We start from the raw sequence: 18,838 nt of genomic DNA on the forward strand, positions 1-18,838 counted from the left end.
GATTGCCCGGACGGGCGTATTGGTAGTGATTCGCGTTCAACTCGTAGCAAAACCATTCGATAAAGAAACCGGAATGTTGCTGGAAACATCCGGCACGCTACAGGGAATTACGGCATCGTCACGTAAGTGCATACGCGCGCAAATCCGGGCGGCTCAGCACTTGCGCAGATGCATGCCGCCGGCCATTGCCACGCGCATCGCCAGCAGTTCCCGGCCGACGACCTATCCCGCTCGCCAAGGCAACACGGATAGGCTTTCAAGCCTCCGGTGTTGCCCCGGCCAGGCAAATTGGATTCTCGGCGGTCTATCGCGCTGCCACATCTGCTGCGCGATGCCGAGGCGGCCCTTCACCGGATATACGCCTGCCGGCGCAGTTAGTGAGTGTTCGCGCTGTCCGCGCCGATGCCGGTGTGGGCCCGAACGAACTGGCTACTGTAGGCACGCTGCTCGGCATGGGCTCTCGCGCTGCGGTCCAACACGGACACCAGCCAAGTTACCGCGAATGCGGCGCTCATGGAGAACAAGGCCGGATGGTCATAGGGAACCAGCGGCTGAGCATTACCGAATACTTTGACCCAGACCGCCGGCGACAGCACCACCAGCGACACCGACGACAGTAGACCTACCATGCCTCCAGCAAGTGCCCCGCGCGTAGTCAGCCCCCGCCAGTACATCGACAGGATCAGGATCGGGAAATTGACTGAGGCGGCGACGCCGAAGGTCAACGACACCAAGAAAGCCACGTTCTGGTCCTTGAACGCAATGCCAAGCACGATAGCAATTACACCCAACACCACTGCAGCGCAGCGAGACACTAACACCTCGCTGCCCATGGATGCCTCACCCTTTCGAATCACTCTTGCATAGATATCGTGCGAGACGGAGGAAGCGCCGGCAAGCACCAGACCCGACACGACAGCGAGAATGGTGGCGAAGGCTACCGCCGACAGAAAGCCGAAGAAGATATCACCGCCCACCGCCTTGGCCAAATGCATTACAGGCATATTGCTCCCGCCGACGAGCTTGCCGCCTAATTGGCCGCCCACAAAGAACTGAGCATCAGTGCCGACAATTACAATAGAAGCCACGCCCAGCGTAGCGATGACCAGGAAGAACAGCCCGATTAGCCCGGTGGCGACGAAAACCGACTTGCGTGCCGCCTGCGCATCTGCCACAGTGAAGAAGCGCATCAGGATGTGCGGCATGCCAGCAGTACCAAACATCATGCCCAGTCCAAGTGAGATCGCGGAAACCGGATCGGACAGCATCGACCCCGGCCCCATGATACGGATCCCATCCTTATGCGCGCTTACTGCTTGAGTAAATAGCCGGTCCAGCGAAAATCCAAAACGGCTCATCGTCATCGCCACCAGCATGGCGCCGCCGCCTAGTAGCAGAGCCGCTTTAATGCATCTCCTTATACAGAAGTCCAGCGTCCTGACCGGGCGCAGTGCGGCCAGAATTTGATGGGACTTGGGCGGGAGGGGTTGTAAACTCGCGCGGACTCGCGTTTACTCTCAGATTTTCGAGCGCGAATGAACGACGAGTCGGGGGCATGGGTGGACGAAGAATTTGAGGCGCTGGATCTTGGCGATCCAAGGCGGGACCGACGGGCGAAGGGACTGCTGAAGCGACTGGCTGCGAGGCCGACTGCGAGCATTCCGGGCGCATGCGAGGACTGGGCAGAGACCATCGCTGCCTATCGATTTTTCGGCAACGAGGAAGTCGAGTGGACAGACATGATGCAGCCGCATTGGGAGCGCACGGCAGTACGGGCGCGGCAATTCCCGGTGGTGCTGTGCATTGCAGACACGACCGAGCTGTAACGCGGTGCACCGCGTTACAGCTCAAATGCGGTGTGAATTTTAATGCTTAGTAGCTCGGCGAAATCGACGTAGGTGGACCGGATATCAAGGCATTTCGAGTGTCACCTTTCCGGCGTTGCTCCGCATAATGTTGACGTCCTTCTGGCCACTCGACCGGAGACATCCACTCAAGGAGGACGTCATGCTGAGTCAGTACTTCAAATCACCGTCGCACGTTCAACGGCTTCTCTCTCGTCCCGGTGGCTCGCTGCTTGAAGGTTATTCGCAGTACCTTCAGCAGCGCGGCTACGCAAAGATTTCCGTCTGCACCCATATCACTGCGGCATCGCATTTCCTGTATTGGTCGGACGGAGAAGGTATATCGACCCTTGAACTTGATGAATTGGCTCTTCAACGCTTCGCCGAGCATTTGAGCCGATGCCAATGCCATGGATTTGGCAATCAGCGCGCCGTTGTCTCGTTGTGCGGTGCGCGAATGTTCCTGATGCACCAAGGTAGAATCAGCCACCGCCCAACCGGGCTTGCCGCCCTTGCGGCTGATCTGAAATCCGTTCAATTCTCCGCATTCTGCCAATGGATGCGCCAGCAGCGTGGAACCAGCGATGCGACTTTGTACAACTACGGCATTGCGCTTCGAGATTTGTTCGCTCGTATCGGAGATGCCCAACCCAAACTGGATGCAAGTGAATTGCGCCAGTTCATTCTAGAACAAAGCAGGAAGAAGGGGGCGGCGGTGGCGAAGCATTGCACGACCGCATTGCGCATGCTTGTCCGGTTTTACATAGCCGAAAGCAAATGCGCTATTGGTCTTGAGGGAGCGATACCCGCACTGGCGCATTGGCGACTGTCTGGCCTGCCACGATATTTACAGGTCGATCAAGTCGAACAGATTATCGATTCATGTGACACGGTGACGCCCATCGGTCGGCGCGACCGTGCGATTTTGTTGCTACTGGCACGCTTGGGACTTCGTGCCAGCGATGTTTGGCATCTGCGTCTCGACGATATCGACTGGAAAGGGGCATCAATCTCCGTCACGGGTAAGAATCGGCGGCAGACTCTCTTGCCTCTGACGCAGGAAGTTGGCCTGGCCATTGTGCAATATCTTCAAAAGGGCCGACCTCGAACGGATGCCGATGCTCTATTTGTGCGCACTTGTGCCCCGTTCCAGGCTTTTGCAGATCATGCTGCCATCTCCATCATAGTCAAGAAGGCGATGCGGCGAGCTGGCGTCACGTGCTTGACCCGAGGTGCCGCTCATGTACTGCGCCATTCAGTTGCAACCTCGATGCTGGCGCAAGGCGCTTCCCTGCAGGATATCGCCTCCGTACTACGGCACCAATCTGTCGCGACTACGGAATTTTACGCCAAGGTGGACATCGCCTCGTTGCGGCAGATCGCCCAACCGTGGCCGGGGGAAGGACCATGCTAATGCAAGCCGTGCAATCCTATCTGCAAGTGCGCCGTGCCTGTGGGTTCGAACTCAAGACACAGGGCAAGCTGTTGCGCAGTTTCGCCACTTACTCCGACGCTATGGGTAAATCCCACGTGTGTGCTGATACTGCTATCGAATGGGCTGGATCGGCGCGCCTGGTGGTGCGGCGAGCGCGTCGACTCGGGGAGGTGATTCGATTTGCCCGGTACGCGCGAGCCGAAGATCCTCGTCACGAAGTGCCCCCGCCGGTCTTTGGCAGCGGGCGACAGATCCGACCTGTCCCATACATCCTTTCCCCGGATGAGGTCCGTGGCCTCATTCGCGCAGCCTCGCAGTCGGGGCGCGAGACGTTACGGCGATATACCTACAGCACACTGTTCGCATTACTCGCGTGCACCGGGATAAGAGTATCGGAAGCCATCGGCTTACGCTACGAGGATATCACTTCAGATGGACTGCTGATTCGATGTTCCAAGTTTCGTAACTATGCCGCGTTCACGACAATGCCGATCAAGCTGGGATCGGATCACGATGATGCTTATAAAGAGCCCAGCAGGAGGTCATTCCCAAAGTCGCCGGATCGGCATAGTTTTAATGGCTAAAGACCCTTGAGAAACGTCGCGAGCTTACTGTCAGGCCGGTATCGTACGGGCTTGCCATCATGTGGTCCGACATTAGCGAGAATCTTTTCCTTCAGCTCCAGACTGGCATCCAGGTACATCTGGGTTGTCTGGAGCGATTCGTGGCCCATCCACAGGGCAATGTTGAATGGATCCACGCCAGCTTGCAATAATTCCATGGCTGCCGTGTGCCTCAGCACGTGCGGCGTCACTCGTTTCTTTCGCAGCGAAGGACATCCTATGGCAGCCTGGGTAGCGTACTTTTTCAGGAGACGTTGTACCGCGTCCGGACTGAGATGTCCACCTCGAACACTCGGAAATAGCGCGTCGCTGTTGGGTGTGCGAGGCTCTTTCATCCAAGCTTTTAGAATAGCGGCGGTCTCCTTGCTAAAAGGGGTAACGCGCTGTTTTCGACCTTTACCCATAACATTAATGTGCGCGCCTGCGCCGAGGGTCACGTCCTCGCGTGTGAGGCCGGTCATTTCCGACACACGAAGTCCCGTCTCCACACCCAGTCGGAGTAACGCATGATCACGACGACCACACCAGGTGCGCTTATCGGGTGCAGCGAGCAGCGCCTTGACTTCCGGCCGCGTCAGAAAGTGAATGAGCCTGCGATCGTAGCGTTTGTTGGGCATCGACAGCACGCGCTGGATCTGCGCGGAATACGCGGGCGTCTCGAAGGCCGCGTAACGGAAGAACGAGCGAATCGCTGTCAGTCGCAGATTTCGGGTACGGACACTGATAGCCCGGGTCTTCTCCAGATCATTCAGAAATGCTGTCACGAGCGGCGCATTGATGTCCTCAAATGCCAGATGATCCGGCGGTTTGTGCAGACGCTTGTAGGCAAAACGAAGCAGCAGCCTGAACGTGTCCCGATAGGAACTGATGGTGTGCGGACTGGCCTGCCGCTGTTGCATGAGACGTTCCGTAAAGAACCGCTGCACTAATGATGGGAAACCGACGGTAGATTTCATGACACATCCTTCCAGCGACGCTCCAGGCGCTTCATCGCCTGCTTCATGAGCTCTGGGTGCTGCTCGACATACCAGTATGTATCTCTCGCCCACTGGTGCCCGAGGAACGTCGACAGCACCGGTAACCAACGCACCGGGTCCTTACCCGACCGGTCTAATCTCGCCAGCGTCGTGACCGCAAATAAATGGCGATAGTCGATCAGGCGGGGAGCGCGCTTTGCTGACGAATCGCGAAGACCGATTTCCCGTGTGAGCGCCGTAAATGTATGAGAAACCATGTCTCCACTGAGTGGCTTGCCTTGCGAAGTGATGAACACATGGGTTTCCGGGCGCCCCGCAAGACATCGCGCGCGACGTCGAAGATAGTCTGCAAGTGCATCTCGAGTGGAGGAATGAATAGGAACCCACCTCGACTTTCCAAATTTGCTTCCCCGCACCGTCAGTACGCATTCTTTCAAGTCAACGTCTTCGAGTTCCAGATTGACCGCTTCGCCGGGGCGCAACCCCGTGACGCTTAGCAGACCTATCAGCGTAAAATATGTCCACCTCCGCAGTCCCGATTCCGGAGGAAGAGCCAGCGCGGCAGCCAATATCTTCTGGGTTTCCTCATCGGTGTAAAGGTAGGGAGCACGCCGATGATACCGGTGCGGCAACAATTCGGCCCGTGGAATCTCTGTATGCGGATCGAAGGCACTCAGATAGCGTGCAAAGCCACGCACCACACCTATTCGCTGAGCCCAGATCACCGGTTGAACCGACGGGGACTTTTGTGCCCAGGTCAACGCCAGTGACGCGCTGATGTGAGAGGCCCGACGTCGTTCCATAAAGCAGACGAAGTCTTCCAGACGTTGGCCTGCTTCATGAAGTTTGAATCCCAGACGACGACGCATCGTCAGGTATTCTTCCATTGATTTGCGTAACGTACTCATGATCGGGGGCTCGGCCATGGCGGCGCCAAGGTCCGCAGTGAATCCAGATCGACCTTCGCGTATATTCTCGTCGAGTCGGGACTTTTGTGGCGCAAGACTTCGCTAATCTCGGCCAGCGAGGATCCTTGACGCAGCATCTGCGTCGCTAACGCATGCCGGAATTGATGGGCTCCTTTTCTTGACGAATCGATACCAGCCCGCTCCAGAGCGTATCTGACTACATTGCATACCGCTTTTTCCGTCTTGAACCCACGAATCGGCGCGTTTATACGCAGGAAGACACTTCGACTCTCAGAATCCGCGCGACCGTTTTTCAGGTAGTCGGCGATCGCTTCACCCACCGGCGCGAGTAATGGCAACGGCGACTCCTGACCGCCTTTTCCATGAATGTTCAACGTGCCCGTTTCCCAATCGATGTCATCCAACGTCAAGGAAACCACCTCGCCACTCCGCAACCCCAGCCGGGCAAGGAGGAGCAGAATCGCATAATCTCGGCGGCCGACGGGGCGACGGCGGTCGCAACTGGCCAACGCTCGCCTAGCATACTCAGGGGATATCGCTTTGGGGATTGATGCCATTGACCAGTGGGCGACCCGGGGGATCGCTGCAGCGAGGTCAAGCTTGATCAAGCCACGATAACGCGCATACTGCAAAAACGAGCGCAAGACCTTTGCGATCGATTGCGCTCGCGCTGGACTTTGAGTGGCCTCATGCTGAACAAAGTCGATGATCTCGCGGGCACTGAGATCCGAGAGCCGCGTCGCCCCATCACCGAATTGCTTTGTTAAAAACAAATGCGCACACCACCGATATTTCCTGATCGTCGTGGCTGCCAAGCCTCGTTCCTGGTGCAGATACAAAGAGTATCCGTTTACCAATTTTTCAACTGGTGTCTGCGCAACGGACGCTTCCTTTGCAACGATTCCATTTTCTTGAAGCAATTGTACAAAGCGTCTTACCGCATATTTTGCGCCGTTCCGATGACAGCGGTGGTGTTCTCGGTAGCGCAGATACTAACTTTTCAGAAAGTATTGTCAGGCCGCAGCGTATTGGCACTCCGGCTGGCGAAAGAACGACTTGACTAACTCAGGCAGTCGTTGAATGCGACGTAACGCACTTCTCGCCAATTTCTTCATTTCGTTCTTTCCCTGGACTAAACGCTTGGAGACTTGCCGCTTCACGTGCGCCCACACCTGCTCGTCGGGGTTCAGGTGAGGAGAATACGGCGGCAGGTAGAACAGCTTCAGCCGGCCTTGCTCACTTTCGACGTATGTTTTGACTAGCTTGCTTCTGTGTACCGGATGCCCGTCCACCACCACAAAAACCGGCTTGGTCGCGCCGATCATCAATCGCTTGAGAAACTCGATAAACACCGTCGTATTGACGGAGCCGTCATGCACCATGAAACGGAACTCCCCACGTGGACTGACTGCCGAGATCATGTTCAGCGAGAAGCGCCGGCCGGTCACGCCAACCACAGGTGTCTGGCCACGCGGCGCCCAAGTCGTACCGGTGTGATAATCCGAGCGAATGCCCGCCTCATCCACGAAGTAGATCGTTGCGCCCGCCGCTCGCGCCTGAGCCCGGATCTCCGGATAGGTCTCAATTTCCCACTGCCGCACCAGCTTGGCGTCCTGCTGCCAAGCCTGATAGAGCGGCTTCTGCGCACTAAATCCCAGCAGCTTCATGATCCGGCTGACCGAGGCCAGCGACAACTTCTTGCCGAATTGGCGATGGATCAGCTCACCGATCAGCGACAGCGTCCACAGCCCGAACTCGAACTTGTACTGCAGCGGCGTGTTGTCCCTGATTGCCTTGGCCAGCCAGCGCATTTCCTCGGCGCTGATCTTTGGTGGGCGGCCGGGTATCGGCTTAGCCAGCAGCGCCGTCTGCCCGCCGTTGGCAAAGTCGGCCAGCCAGCGATAGACGCTGCGCACATTGACACCAAAGGCCGCAGCCACGCTTTCTACCGTCTGGCCTTCGCGAATAGCCTTCACTGCCTGCTGCCGCATTACCTGCAAGGCTTGATGCTCGATCGACCGAGCGTCCGAGTTTCGTTTGCATTTCATGAAATGCATTGTCTCACATGACAATACTTTCTAAAAGGTTAGTAACGTTGCGCAGTTTCATGAGTCACTTCCTCGATCGACATTCTCTTGCACTTGAGCCACACGCTGAAATCGGCAACGAGAAGCAAGTGTCTGCGAATAGACTCCTGCGCGTAACCTTGATCATTCAGCAGACCTTCAAATGCACCGAGGTGTTCAGCAAGGGGGCCCTCGGGTGTATCGAGTGAGTGCGACCGCGTTTTTTGGTACAACTTCTCCATGACCTGCGCCTCTTGTAAAAGCGGGTCTAACATCTATCAGACTATGCCGATCATCTTTCGTTCATTGCCTTGAATTTGCGGCTCGCCACGTCCAAATCGAACATAGTTAACTACGCGGCATAGTTGTAGCTACGCCGCTAGCGGCGTAGTCGTAAAAGCCGCATCGTTCCCTTGCACGAAAGCGCTCGGGCCGGGCTGGAGCGTTATCTCGAACGGCGGGTGCCCTATGCACCGTTCGACGATCACGTGTTCATTTCGACGGCGGGAAAGCCATTGATTATCAACGATGTCGAAATCGCATTTCGTGCTGCAGCGACGAAGATAGGTCTACGCTGCGGCCCAGGCATGTCTCGACCCACACCACATTCGTTACGGCACACGTTTGCAGTGAGGGCGCTGGAAGCATGCCCAGATGAGCGCGACAATATCACGAAACACATGCTCGCATTGTCGACCTATCTCGGCCACGCCAAGGTGGCTAACACCTACTGGTACTTGCAAGCGACGCCGGAGCTGATGAGCGGTATCGCAGAGCGTTGCGAGCGTTTCGTCATGGGGGATCGGCCATGATTCCCGTTGCCCCCCATATCACGGCGTTTCTCCGACAACGCCTGCCGATCGAGCGCGGTGCCAGCGAGAATACCAGCGAATCGTACGCCTACGCGTTCAGGCTGCTCTTTGAGTATGCTGCGGCCACGCTGAAGGTTCCGCCATCGGCATTGCAGTTTGAGCAAATTGATGCGCCTCTGGTTCTTGGCTTCCTCAACCATCTGGAAACGGTTCGCGGCAATGGAGCAAACTCCAGAAACACTCGACTGGCCGCAATCAAGTCGTTCATGCATTTCATGGAGTATCGAACTCCGTCGGCTTTGGAACAAATCACTCGCATCTTGGCAATCCCGGCAAAGCGGACCGATACCCGTCTTGTACGACACCTTACCGTAGACGAAATGCAGGCCATCTTAGATGCGCCCAACCCGACCCTGTGCGATGGCATCCGGGACCGGGCCATGATTCATCTTTGCTTTGCCGCAGGTTTGCGTGTTTCCGAATTGATCGGACTGCGACTTAATGACCTGCAACTCCAGCCGCATCCCAGCGTCCTTGTGCATGGGAAGGGGCGAAAGCAGCGCTGTTTGCCCTTGTGGAAGGAGACCGCCACGGCGTTACGGGCGTGGCTCGCAGTACGCGACACGGTCTCCGCACCCGAACTGTTTCTCAATGCGCGTGGTGAACAGATGACTCGATCCGGGTTCGAATACATCCTTCACAAACATGTTCGAGCGGCAGCAGTACGATGCCCATCGCTATCCACAAAGCGCATATCTCCGCATGTACTTCGGCATACCTGTGCGCTGACGATGTTACAAGCCACCAAGGATCTCAGAAAGGTTTCCCTCTGGCTTGGACATGCACATATGCAAACGACTGAGATATACACCCGCGCGGACCCTTCGGTGAAACTGGAAGCGCTCGAAGGAATTATTGCGCCGAAGCTGCGTTCAGGCCGATTCAAGGCAACGGATGAGCTCATCGCCTCTCTGAAATCGAGTTCCCTTATGCGGAGAGACAAACGGACAACTTGACTCACAAGCGGAGCCTTCATCAACGACGACTCCGCATTAAAATATGCTCAGCATTTGAGCTGAACTTTAACGGCCAGGAGATCAATGGGCTCGGGCCCTTGAACTACGAAGCGCAGAGGGGGATGTATCTCCATCCGACCTATGCTGTGACGCCGGATCGGGAACCACTCGGTGTGATCGACGCCTGGATGTGGGCCCGGGAGCCGCTGGATGCAAACGGGCAGCGGGTTGGTATTACAGAGAGCGTACGGTGGACCGAAAGCTACGAACGCGTTGCAGAACAGGCCGCGATGTTGCCTGAGACTCGCCTGGTCTACGTGGCGGATCGGGAAGGCGATATCGCTGCGATGATGGAGCGTGCTAATGAGCTCGGCAATCCTGCAGACTGGCTGATACGTTCCCAACACAACCGCAGCCTTGGTGAGACAGGAAAGCTGTGGGACACGGTAGACGCCAGCGAAGCTCTGGGGGAGATCGGCTTCATCCTGCCGGGGCGCGCAGGCCAGAAGGCGCGCGAGGTCAAGCAGGAGTTACGTGCGCAACGCGTGAAGCTGCCGGGTAAGACAGGGCCCGCCGTCACCTGCATTGTGGCCGAGGAGATCGGCGCTCCGGCAGGCGTTACCCCTGTCGTGTGGCGACTGCTGACCAACCGGGAGGCGCAAGATACAGATGCCGTCGTCGAGCTGATCGATTGGTATCGAGCCAGGTGGGAGATTGAGATGTTCTTGTGCGTCCAGCAAAGGCTGGCGTATTCAGCGGGAGTCAGTCCCGCCGGGGTAAGAGTCAAGGCCCCGTAGCTAGGATGGCAGCGTGCCTGGGAAACTGGGACGCTGAAGCCCATCGACAACGTCGTCCGTGGGGCGGCGGCGAGTCACCAGGCCGTAATGAAAATGAACGCGGATGTGGCCTCGAAACTCTGTCCCCGAAGGCCGAGCCTCCAAGAATAGGGCGAAGGCAGCAGAGCCTACCGCAGGCTGACTGAAGCGGTGGGATCCTTCGGCGGGGTGGAAGCGACGGCATGGTGGCAAGGATATGCTGAGCAACTGGAGAAGCCCTCCTTGCCCCGTCGAGAAATCGACGGAAGCTGGGTAGGTCGTATAACCGGCAACACCGGGAAGTCGGCCGAAGGCGAGAGGGTGGCGGACGGGTGTGTAGTAGTGACGAAGCGGGGTAATGCCCGTGGAGCGAAGGCACCCTACTGTGTGTAACTCTTCCAACATAAGGGAGGCAAGGGTGAGATGAGAAAGACACCCGGCAGTTTGCAGGACCTGAGAAGGAAGATATACGTCAAGGCGAAGTCTGAACCGTCCTGGCGTTTCTGGGGTTTATACGTGCATGTCTGCAAGATGGAAACGCTGCAAGCGGCTTACCAGATGGCCAAGGAGAATCGCGGCGCCCCCGGCGGGGACGGCGAGACCTTCGAAGCCATCGAGGCGGCAGGGCGCCCAGGATTCCTCGAGCAGATTCAAGATGAACTGATACGACGTACCTACGCACCGAGGCCGGCGCGCAAGAAGGAGATTCCCAAGGATGGGGGGACGAAAGTCCGCGTCCTGTCGATTCCTTCGATCCGTGACCGCGTGGTGCAAGGGGCGCTGAAACTCATATTGGAGCCGATCTTTGAGGCGGACTTCCAACCGGGGTCATATGGCTACCGCCCCAAGCGGACAGCGCATGAAGCGATAGACCGGGTGGCCGGAGCGATCGTCAGTGGCAAGACGCGCGTGATTGACCTTGACCTGAAAGCCTACTTCGACAGTGTCCGGCATGATCGGCTACTGGGGAAGGTGGCAAGCAGAATCCAGGACGAGGATGTAATGCGCTTGCTCAAGATGATCCTGAAATCTTCCGGGAAGATGGGCGTCCCTCAGGGCGGCGTGATCTCGCCACTGCTCAGCAATCTCTACCTCAATGAGGTTGATCAGATGTTGGAGCGGGCGAAGACCCTGACTCGCCGGGGCAAGTACACCCAAATCGAGTATGCGCGGTTTGCAGACGATCTGGTAGTGCTCGTGGACGCCCATGCGCGGCATGACTGGTTACATAAAGCGGTGGTCGTGCGATTGCGGGAGGAGTTCGCCAAACTCCAAGTAGAGATCAATGAGGACAAGAGCCGAATGGTTGACCTCACACGAGGCGAGAGCTTCGGATTTCTGGGGTTCGACTTCCGACGGACCCGTAGCAGTAAAGGGTTGTGGTGGGCGCAGTTCACGCCGAAGTTGAAGAAACGTACGGCGTTGATGCAATCGCTCAAGGAAGTGTTCCGACGGTATCGTTCTCAGCCTGTGGCACGGGTGATACAACGCATTAACCCGGTGCTGCGCGGTTGGGTGAATTACTTTGCTGTCGGTCACTCAAGTCGCTGCTTCCAAGTGGTCAAACGATGGGTTGCATTGAAGATCAGAAGTCATCTGATGCGCGCTCGGGGACGACGGGGCTTCGGCTGGGCGAGATGGAGTACGCGATGGCTCTACGACACTCTGGGGTTGTTCGACAACTACAGGGTGCACTGGAGCATGCCGAAAGGATCCCCAGCATGATAGGTCTCATAAGCCGTGGTGCGAAGCGCACAGGAAAGCGGAGTGCGGGAAAACCGCCCGCTCCGTTTGACGTGGCGGGGGCTGGAAACGTGACTATGGTAGCCGGACTGCGGTCCACTGCGAAAGCGGTGGAGTTACCACCGGAGCCTACAGGTGCGCGCGCCAGTCCTCGACCCTACCAATGTCCTGAAGAACGGGTGCAAGGTGGAAGCTTTACAGTTATCCCACATGGACCGCGTGGAACGGGCCCTGGTGTTTTACATGGTGGTGGCGTGGCGCATTGCCCGGCTGATGCGTTTGGGCAGAACCTGCCCTGACCTGGACGCGTCGCTATTCTTTGATGCCGATGAGATACGAGGCGCGTATCTACTCGCGAAGAAGGCGCGTCCAAAGACGCCCGTCACGCTCAATCAAATGATTCGCTTGATCGCTTCACTGGGTGGTTTCCTGGGCCGCAAGAGTGATGGCGAGCCCGGCGCCAAAACGATCTGGATCGGCATGCAGCGAACCATGGATGCTGCGTTCATGATCCTGGCGCTACGGGCTGAGGACTCATGACTTCTGTATAAGGAGATGGCTTTAATGACCTGTACCCAGGTAGTAGCGACCATGCCTCCAAAGATCACATAGACCGTCATCAGCACGCCAACGATGACTACTGCCCAGTGATATTCCAGGCCGAACAGAAGCTGAATCAGTTGTCCTGCCCCAACCATTTGCACCACTAGGTAAAAGCACACCACCGTCAGGGAGCCAAATGCGGAAAAGGTTCGCACACTGTTCTGGTCCAAGCGGAATGAAGTGATGTCGGCAAATGTAAAGCGACCTAAGTTGCGCAACCGCTCTGCCATAAGAAACATGATGATAGGCCAGCCGATAAAGGCGCTGATCAAGTAGACGAAGCCGTCGTAGCCTGTTGCGAAAATTAGGCTGGTGGTGCCTAGCAACGTCGCGGCCGACATGTAGTCCCCTGCGATGGTCAAACCGTTCATATTGCCTGATATACCCCCACCGGCGGTGTAGAAATCAGACGCGGTCCGAGTCTTGCCAGCCGCCCACCAAGTGATAGCCAGGGTAAAAATAACAAAGAGCCCAAACATCGAAATGGCGAGAAGATTGAGCGGCTGCCCGGCCGCCGGCTGCGTCGATGCCTGTGCGGCGCAGGGTGCGCCAAAGCCGGCGCACAGCGCAAGTACGAAATTTCGCTTCATCATGCAACCTCCTTGAGCAGTTTCTCGTTCAAGTCGTCGAACTCCGAATTTGCCTTGTAGACGTAAAGCCCCGTCAATATCCATGAGCCAACGATTAATAGGCCCCCGGCGATCCAACCAAGGCTAATAGGGGTTGCATCTGAAATCGGCGTGTGCAATGTCTCTGGGGTTGCAGCAATCACTATTAGTAGGCCGTAGTAGCCGGAAAACACCGACAACGACAACCAAGTCGCCCACGCCGATCGCTTGCGAATCAGCAGCTTGAACGTCCCGCTGTGCAGGATCCTTGCATTTACTCATAAGTCAGAAATTTAGCGGACATATAGTCTATGCTTGAGCGATAGTCATTGAGAGGCACGCTCATGAAACGGGACGGCCGCAGTCTGGCTCACAACACGCTTGAAGAAATGCGCATCCTGGCGGTGCAACGCATGGCCGAGGGGGACCATCCGGATGATGTCGCGGCGTCGTTCGGAATGAATCGGTCGTGGGCATACAAGATTCGCGCCCAGGCGCATGGCCGTGGTGTACGAGCGCTGCGCTCGACCAAGGGCACGGGTCGCCCGCGCACGCTCACGCTTGCGCAGGAGCAGCGGGTGCTGCGATGGATCAATGGCAAGAATCCGATGCAGTATGGGTTCGATTTCGGGCTGTGGACGCGCAATCTGGTTCGCGAACTGGTGCAGATAAAATTCGGCGTGACGCTGAGTCTGGCCTCGATCGGCGCGATGCTGGCACGCCTGAACCTGACGCCGCAAAAGCCGCTGCAGCGCGCTTACCAGCGCGATCCGGAGGCGATCGATCGCTGGCGGCGCGACACGTTTCCGGCCATTGCCAGGCAGGCTCGTGAGCAGAAGGCGGATATCTTCTTCTGGGACGAATCGGGCTTTCGAGCTGACTCGGTGCATGGCAAGACGTGGGCGCCGCGCGGAGAAACGCCCGTTGTCGAGCGGCCGGGCCAGCGGCAAAGCATGAGCGCGGCGTCCGCCGTCAGTTCGAAGGGTGCCTTCTGGTTTGCAACGTATGAAGGCGGGCTCAGCGGCGAGTTGTTCGTCACGCTGCTCAAGAAGCTGATGTTCAACCGAAAGAAGGCGGTACATCTGATCGTCGACGGATTGCCAGCGCACAAGAAGACCATCGTCAAGGACTACGTTGTCAGCACGCAGGGCAAATTGACCTTGCATTTCCTGCCCGGTTACGCCCCTGACCTCAATCCAGATGAGTTGGTATGGAGTCACGTCAAGCGCAACGGCGTCGCGCGGCGCCCTTTGCAAAAAGGCGAAAAACTGGGCCCGCGAATTCACGAACAGCTTGCACAAATTGGACGCAATCCGAAGCTCGTACGCTCGTTCTTCAGGCATCCATCTGTCCGCTATATTTCTGACTTATGAGTAATTGTTCATTTATTTATGTCTCCATCCTTGTTGTTGTGTGTATTTTCCCTGTCGCTGGCAGGGCCTTATCGACTGAGCGGTGCTGACCTCAGTAGCCGATGAACGCGTGGAGGCTCTACGCCCCTAGTATCAGTCCTTCACCACATCCCGACGGTTGCGACTCCGCCGGGCACTTCATTTCCGCGCCTAGAGCAACACCTGCATCATCGTCAGTCGCGATGTCGATGGCCCTCATGTCGCGATCAGCCGCCCCAACGTGCTGCGCCCGTGCAACATCCTCTCCCCTTACTCGATGCGAATGGAAGCTTTCGCAGCAACTGCACGCATTAGCGGCAACTCCTTTGCGATACGCGCCTTGACTGCCGCTGGATCTTCGTACTTGGGGATCAAGCCCAGGCCGCTGATCTGGGCCTGCAGCGCTGGCGCGCGAGCAACCTCGGCAAGCGCCGCTGTGAGCTTCTGCTGTACGTCCGGTGCCGTGCCCTTCCTGACCAGCACTGCAATCCATGTTTCCAACGTGGCGCTGCCATACCCGAGTTCGGCTACGGTAGGAACGGACGGAAGCGACGGCAGCCGATTAGGCGAGGGCGTGGCAACGGCAGTGATCTTCCCGGCCACGAGCAGTGGCCGGGAAGCCACGGCGGTGTCGAATGCGACCGGAATCTGACCGCCCATAAGCGCAGTCAGGTTTGGTGCGCTGCCATTGAAGGGGACATGGACCATGTGGAGATCGGCGGCCTGATTCAGCAGCTCACCTGCGAAATGGGTTGGCGAGCCCAGTCCATACGTGCCGAAAGAAAATTTCTCCGGCATCGCCTTGGCCTGTGCGACAAGGTCCCGAAGGCTTTGTGGCCCGCCTTCCTTCCTAGTGACCACCACCATCGGCAGTATGCTCACCAGTCCTAACGGATCCAGTGCGACATTGGGATCGAAAGGCATCTTGCGTACGGCCGGGAAGTTGGTCAGCAGCGTGCTGCCCGTGAGCAAAAGGGTGTAGCCGTCCGCCGGGCTATTGGCCACGATTGATCCGGCCACGATCGAGCCGGCGCCTGGCTTGTTCTCGACCACAATGGGTTGTCCGAGTTTCTGTGCGAGTGAAGCCGACACGAGTCTGGCTACGCTATCGGCCGCCCCTCCGGGCGGGTAGCCCACCAGAAGTTTGATGGGATGGTTCGGATAGGTCTGCGCGCTGGTGGGGGCCGTGAGGATGCACGCCGCGCCAGCCACAAGGGTTGCGAGGATGTGTTTCAAGATATCTCCTTGAGTTGGTGCTCGGTGCGGGAGGGGGGCTGCAGCCGCTAGCTTTTGCAGGCCTACACGAGCTTCACTAGTTGCTTGCCGAGATTCTTGCCGTTGAGGAGCCCGATAAAGGCTTCCGGTGCGCGATCCAATCCATGCGCGATACTCTCCCGGAACTTGAGCGTGCCCTGTGCCACGGCGTTGCCGAGCGCATGCAACGCCTGCGGCCATGCGTCCGCGTGCTCGGAGACAATGAAGCCTTCCACCTTGAGGCGCGAGAGCAGGATCTGTTCAGCATGCAGCAGAGGTATCTGACCGTTGCCGAATCGCGATATCTGTCCGCAGACAGCAATGCGGCCAAAGGCGTTCATCCGGCGCAGCACGGCATCAAGAATCTCGCCGCCCACGTTGTCGAAGTAGCCGTCCACGCCATCGGGCGTGGTGTCGGCGAGCATGGCGTACAGCGCGTCACTGGTGCCGGCAGACTTGTAGTCGATGCACGCGTCGAAGCCGAGCGAATGGATGACGTAGTCGCACTTGTCCTTGCCGCCAGCAATGCCTATGACACGACAGCCCATGGCGCTCGCCAACTGACCCACCACGCTGCCCACGGCGCCGGAGGCCGCGCTGACCACCACGGTCTGGCCCGCCGCAGGCTTCAGAATCCCGTTCAGGCCATACCAGGCTGTGATGCCCGGCATGCCCACGGCGCCAAGATAGGCCGACATTGGTATGCGGGTGGTGTCAATTTTCTGCAGCGCATCGCCGCTCACTGCCCCCATTTCCTGCCAGCCGAGCAAACCAAGAACCGTGTCGCCCGTCGCATATCGCGAATCTCTCGAAGCGACGACCTCACCAACGGTGCCACCGATCATGACCTCACCAAGCGGCTGCGGCGAAGCGTACGATTTGTTGTCGTACATACGGCCGCGCATGTATGGATCGAGCGACAGAAAATGAACGCGTACCAGTACTTGCCCGTCTGCAATCTCGGGAACGGGCACATTCTCGAGCCGGAAGTTGTCGAGCGTTACGGCGCCGGTGGGGCGCGACGCCAGCACAATGCGTTGATATGTGGTCATCTTATAGCTCCAAAGAGTGGAGAACACCGCGTTTCCTTAGGGCCAGGAGGTTTTCCAGTTCTCCAAGCTCGAGTCCTTCTACCTTGTCGCGCAGGACCAGCCCTGCCGGCGTACACTCAAACGTCGCGAAGTCGGTATAGATGCGCTTGACGCAGGCCGCTGCTGTCAGCGGATAGCTGCACCGCTCGACGATCTTGCTGTTACCGCGTTTGTCCAGAAGATCCATCATGACCCAGGCCTGCTTGGCTCCTACGGCGAGATCCATGGCACCGCCAACGGCAGGAACGGCATCGGGGTCACCTGTGTGCCAGTTGGCGAGGTCGCCGGTCGCGGAAACCTGGAAGGCGCCGAGGACGCAGATATCCAGATGTCCGCCGCGCATCATTGCGAAGCTGTCGGCGTGGTGAAAGAAGGCACCGCCGGGCAGCAGCGTGACAGCCTGCTTTCCGGCATTGATCAGGTCAAAATCTTCGTTGCCGTCCGCGGGCGCCGGACCCATGCCCAGTATCCCGTTCTCGCTGTGGAGCACCACTTGGCGGCCGGCGGGAAGATGGTTCGCAACCAGGGTGGGCATACCGATGCCGAGGTTCACGGTGGCTCCGTCGAAAATATCTTTGGCTACCAGGGCAGCGAGTTGATCTTTGGTTCGTCTCTGGTAAGTCATGGCTTGGCTGCATCCTTCCTGAATCCGCTTGGCGCCGTAGGTACACGTGCGATCTTCACGATGTGGTCAACAAAGACGCTGGGCGTAATGATGTGCTCCGGATCAAGTTCGCCAAGCTCGACAATCTCGTGAACGCTCGCCACCGTCAGCGTTGCGGCGGTGGCCATTACCGGACCAAAGTTCCGAGCGGCTTTCCTGTAGGTCAGGTTGCCCCAACGGTCTCCCTTCTCAGCCTTGACCAGCGCGAGATCACCATGGATGGGAAATTCGAGAACATAGCCCTGTCCGTCGATCTCGCGGATTTCCTTGCCTTTTGCTAGTTCCGTGCCAAAGCCGGTGCGCGTAAAGAATGCGCCAATGCCCGCACCGGCAGCGCGAAGTCGTTCGGCCAGATTGCCCTGAGGTACCAGTTCAAGCTCCACCTTTCGGCTGCGGTAGAGTTCGTCGAACACATAGCTGTCCGCCTGGCGTGGAAAGCTGCAGATGACCTTGCGTACCCGGCCGGCCTTGAGGAGTGCGGCCAATCCGATCTCGGCGCTACCGGCGTTGTTGCTTACCATGGTCAGGTCTCTGGCGCCTTGCGCGATTAGGGCGTCGATCAGCTCGTTCGGCACGCCCGCCCCACCAAAGCCGCCGATCAACACCGTTGCTCCGTCCTTGACGCGGGCTAGTGCCTGTACCGCGTCATCGATGACCTTATTGATCATGGCGCGCTCCTCGGCCCGAAGCCCGAATATGGCTTCAGCGCAATCGCGGTGGGTGGTTGCAGGAAGCCCGACTTCACCAGGGGCAGCGCCGAGAATGTTTGCTCCAGACTTTGTGCGTCGCTGCCATCTGCGATAATGCAGGCGCCTCCATCGCCGCGCAGCCAGATCTGCGTGACGACGCCGTCCAGATAGAGACGGCGAATGGCCTCGGATTCGGCTTCGCGTTCGGCAGGCCTGGGAAATTCGTTCGGTGTCGGTGAGGTGCGGGAAATCAAAACGAGAAACTGCATGTCGTATCT

General features: G+C 57.9%; 18 protein-coding genes and 4 pseudogenes. 9 read left to right on the forward strand and 13 right to left on the reverse strand.

The annotated features are described in order from the left end of the window. Positions 1–374 precede the first annotated feature (374 nt). Positions 375–1,463, reverse strand: a complete 1,089-nt coding sequence (locus tag ACZY0R_RS09505; protein WP_488859612.1) for a sodium:solute symporter family transporter — start codon at positions 1,461–1,463, stop codon at positions 375–377. Positions 1,464–1,535: 72 nt separating this feature from the next. On the opposite strand from ACZY0R_RS09505, the gene ACZY0R_RS09510 reads away from it, so the two are divergent. The 3 genes from ACZY0R_RS09510 to ACZY0R_RS09520 all read left to right on the forward strand — a co-directional run bounded on the left by ACZY0R_RS09510 (position 1,536) and on the right by ACZY0R_RS09520 (position 3,863). Further along, positions 1,536–1,826 (forward strand): IS4/Tn5 family transposase DNA-binding protein, encoded by a 291-nt coding sequence (locus ACZY0R_RS09510; RefSeq protein ID WP_488858131.1) that lies wholly within the window; start codon positions 1,536–1,538, stop codon positions 1,824–1,826. Between the two features lie 181 nt (positions 1,827–2,007). After that, a complete protein-coding gene (locus ACZY0R_RS09515; protein ID WP_477111633.1) occupies positions 2,008–3,258 on the forward strand; it encodes a site-specific integrase in 1,251 nt (416 codons plus the stop codon). Next, entirely contained in the window at positions 3,258–3,863 is a 606-nt protein-coding gene (locus ACZY0R_RS09520; RefSeq protein WP_488858132.1) for a hypothetical protein, read from the forward strand. Before ACZY0R_RS09515 ends, ACZY0R_RS09520 begins: the two co-directional genes overlap by 1 nt. Here ACZY0R_RS09520 and ACZY0R_RS09525 read toward each other — a convergent pair. From ACZY0R_RS09525 to ACZY0R_RS09545, 5 genes are all read right to left on the reverse strand, one after another. After that, complete coding sequence (locus ACZY0R_RS09525; protein WP_488858133.1) at positions 3,860–4,858, reverse strand: tyrosine-type recombinase/integrase; 999 nt, start codon at positions 4,856–4,858, stop codon at positions 3,860–3,862. The two genes, ACZY0R_RS09520 and ACZY0R_RS09525, sit on opposite strands and share 4 nt — an antisense overlap. Then, entirely contained in the window at positions 4,855–5,766 is a 912-nt protein-coding gene (locus ACZY0R_RS09530; protein WP_488858134.1) for a tyrosine-type recombinase/integrase, read from the reverse strand. Before ACZY0R_RS09530 ends, ACZY0R_RS09525 begins: the two co-directional genes overlap by 4 nt. A gap of 17 nt (positions 5,767–5,783) precedes the next feature. Next, positions 5,784–6,623: a site-specific integrase gene (locus ACZY0R_RS09535; protein ID WP_488858135.1), complete on the reverse strand. Its 840-nt coding sequence runs from the start codon at positions 6,621–6,623 to the stop codon at positions 5,784–5,786. Between the two features lie 198 nt (positions 6,624–6,821). Beyond that, positions 6,822–7,856, reverse strand: coding sequence for an IS630 family transposase (locus tag ACZY0R_RS09540; protein WP_477115608.1), 1,035 nt, complete (start codon positions 7,854–7,856; stop codon positions 6,822–6,824). A 38-nt stretch (positions 7,857–7,894) separates the two neighbouring features. After that, entirely contained in the window at positions 7,895–8,116 is a 222-nt protein-coding gene (locus ACZY0R_RS09545) for a hypothetical protein (protein ID WP_488858136.1), read from the reverse strand. 159 nt (positions 8,117–8,275) lie between these two features. On the opposite strand from ACZY0R_RS09545, the pseudogene ACZY0R_RS09550 reads away from it, so the two are divergent. The 5 genes and pseudogenes from ACZY0R_RS09550 to ACZY0R_RS09570 all read left to right on the forward strand — a co-directional run. After that, a pseudogene (locus tag ACZY0R_RS09550) lies at positions 8,276–8,686 on the forward strand (tyrosine-type recombinase/integrase); the annotation flags it as partial. After that, positions 8,683–9,702: a tyrosine-type recombinase/integrase gene (locus ACZY0R_RS09555; RefSeq protein ID WP_477111631.1), complete on the forward strand. Its 1,020-nt coding sequence runs from the start codon at positions 8,683–8,685 to the stop codon at positions 9,700–9,702. The pseudogene ACZY0R_RS09550 and the gene ACZY0R_RS09555, both read left to right, overlap by 4 nt. Positions 9,703–9,758: 56 nt before the next feature. After that, a pseudogene (locus ACZY0R_RS09560) lies at positions 9,759–10,436 on the forward strand (IS4 family transposase); the annotation flags it as partial. Between the two features lie 504 nt (positions 10,437–10,940). Beyond that, entirely contained in the window at positions 10,941–12,242 is a 1,302-nt protein-coding gene (gene ltrA, locus ACZY0R_RS09565) for a group II intron reverse transcriptase/maturase (RefSeq protein ID WP_488858137.1), read from the forward strand. 180 nt (positions 12,243–12,422) lie between these two features. After that, positions 12,423–12,800, forward strand: a pseudogene (locus tag ACZY0R_RS09570) (IS4 family transposase); the annotation flags it as partial. Between the two features lie 8 nt (positions 12,801–12,808). Here ACZY0R_RS09570 and ACZY0R_RS09575 read toward each other — a convergent pair. Beyond that, positions 12,809–13,456, reverse strand: a pseudogene (locus ACZY0R_RS09575) (sodium:solute symporter family transporter); the annotation flags it as partial. Further along, positions 13,453–13,677 carry a DUF485 domain-containing protein gene (locus ACZY0R_RS09580; protein ID WP_488858138.1) on the reverse strand — a complete coding sequence of 75 codons (225 nt, stop codon included), beginning with the start codon at positions 13,675–13,677 and terminating at the stop codon, positions 13,453–13,455. The gene ACZY0R_RS09580 and the pseudogene ACZY0R_RS09575, both read right to left, overlap by 4 nt. A gap of 138 nt (positions 13,678–13,815) precedes the next feature. On the opposite strand from ACZY0R_RS09580, the gene ACZY0R_RS09585 reads away from it, so the two are divergent. Beyond that, positions 13,816–14,844: an IS630 family transposase gene (locus ACZY0R_RS09585; protein WP_488857245.1), complete on the forward strand. Its 1,029-nt coding sequence runs from the start codon at positions 13,816–13,818 to the stop codon at positions 14,842–14,844. Between the two features lie 288 nt (positions 14,845–15,132). Here ACZY0R_RS09585 and ACZY0R_RS09590 read toward each other — a convergent pair whose 3' ends face one another. From ACZY0R_RS09590 to ACZY0R_RS09610, 5 genes are all read right to left on the reverse strand, one after another. Continuing rightward, positions 15,133–16,098 carry a Bug family tripartite tricarboxylate transporter substrate binding protein gene (locus ACZY0R_RS09590; RefSeq protein WP_488858139.1) on the reverse strand — a complete coding sequence of 322 codons (966 nt, stop codon included), beginning with the start codon at positions 16,096–16,098 and terminating at the stop codon, positions 15,133–15,135. A 62-nt stretch (positions 16,099–16,160) separates the two neighbouring features. Continuing rightward, positions 16,161–17,168: an NADP-dependent oxidoreductase gene (locus ACZY0R_RS09595; protein WP_488859614.1), complete on the reverse strand. Its 1,008-nt coding sequence runs from the start codon at positions 17,166–17,168 to the stop codon at positions 16,161–16,163. A gap of 1 nt (position 17,169) precedes the next feature. Beyond that, positions 17,170–17,832 (reverse strand): 3-oxoacid CoA-transferase subunit B, encoded by a 663-nt coding sequence (locus tag ACZY0R_RS09600; RefSeq protein WP_488858140.1) that lies wholly within the window; start codon positions 17,830–17,832, stop codon positions 17,170–17,172. Beyond that, positions 17,829–18,539: a 3-oxoacid CoA-transferase subunit A gene (locus ACZY0R_RS09605; protein WP_488858141.1), complete on the reverse strand. Its 711-nt coding sequence runs from the start codon at positions 18,537–18,539 to the stop codon at positions 17,829–17,831. The genes ACZY0R_RS09600 and ACZY0R_RS09605 overlap by 4 nt, the downstream gene beginning before the upstream one ends. Beyond that, positions 18,536–18,829, reverse strand: a complete 294-nt coding sequence (locus ACZY0R_RS09610) for a hypothetical protein (RefSeq protein WP_488858142.1) — start codon at positions 18,827–18,829, stop codon at positions 18,536–18,538. The genes ACZY0R_RS09605 and ACZY0R_RS09610 overlap by 4 nt, the downstream gene beginning before the upstream one ends. Between the last annotated feature and the right edge of the window lie 9 nt (positions 18,830–18,838).

The organism is Cupriavidus sp. F041 (assembly GCF_057814235.1).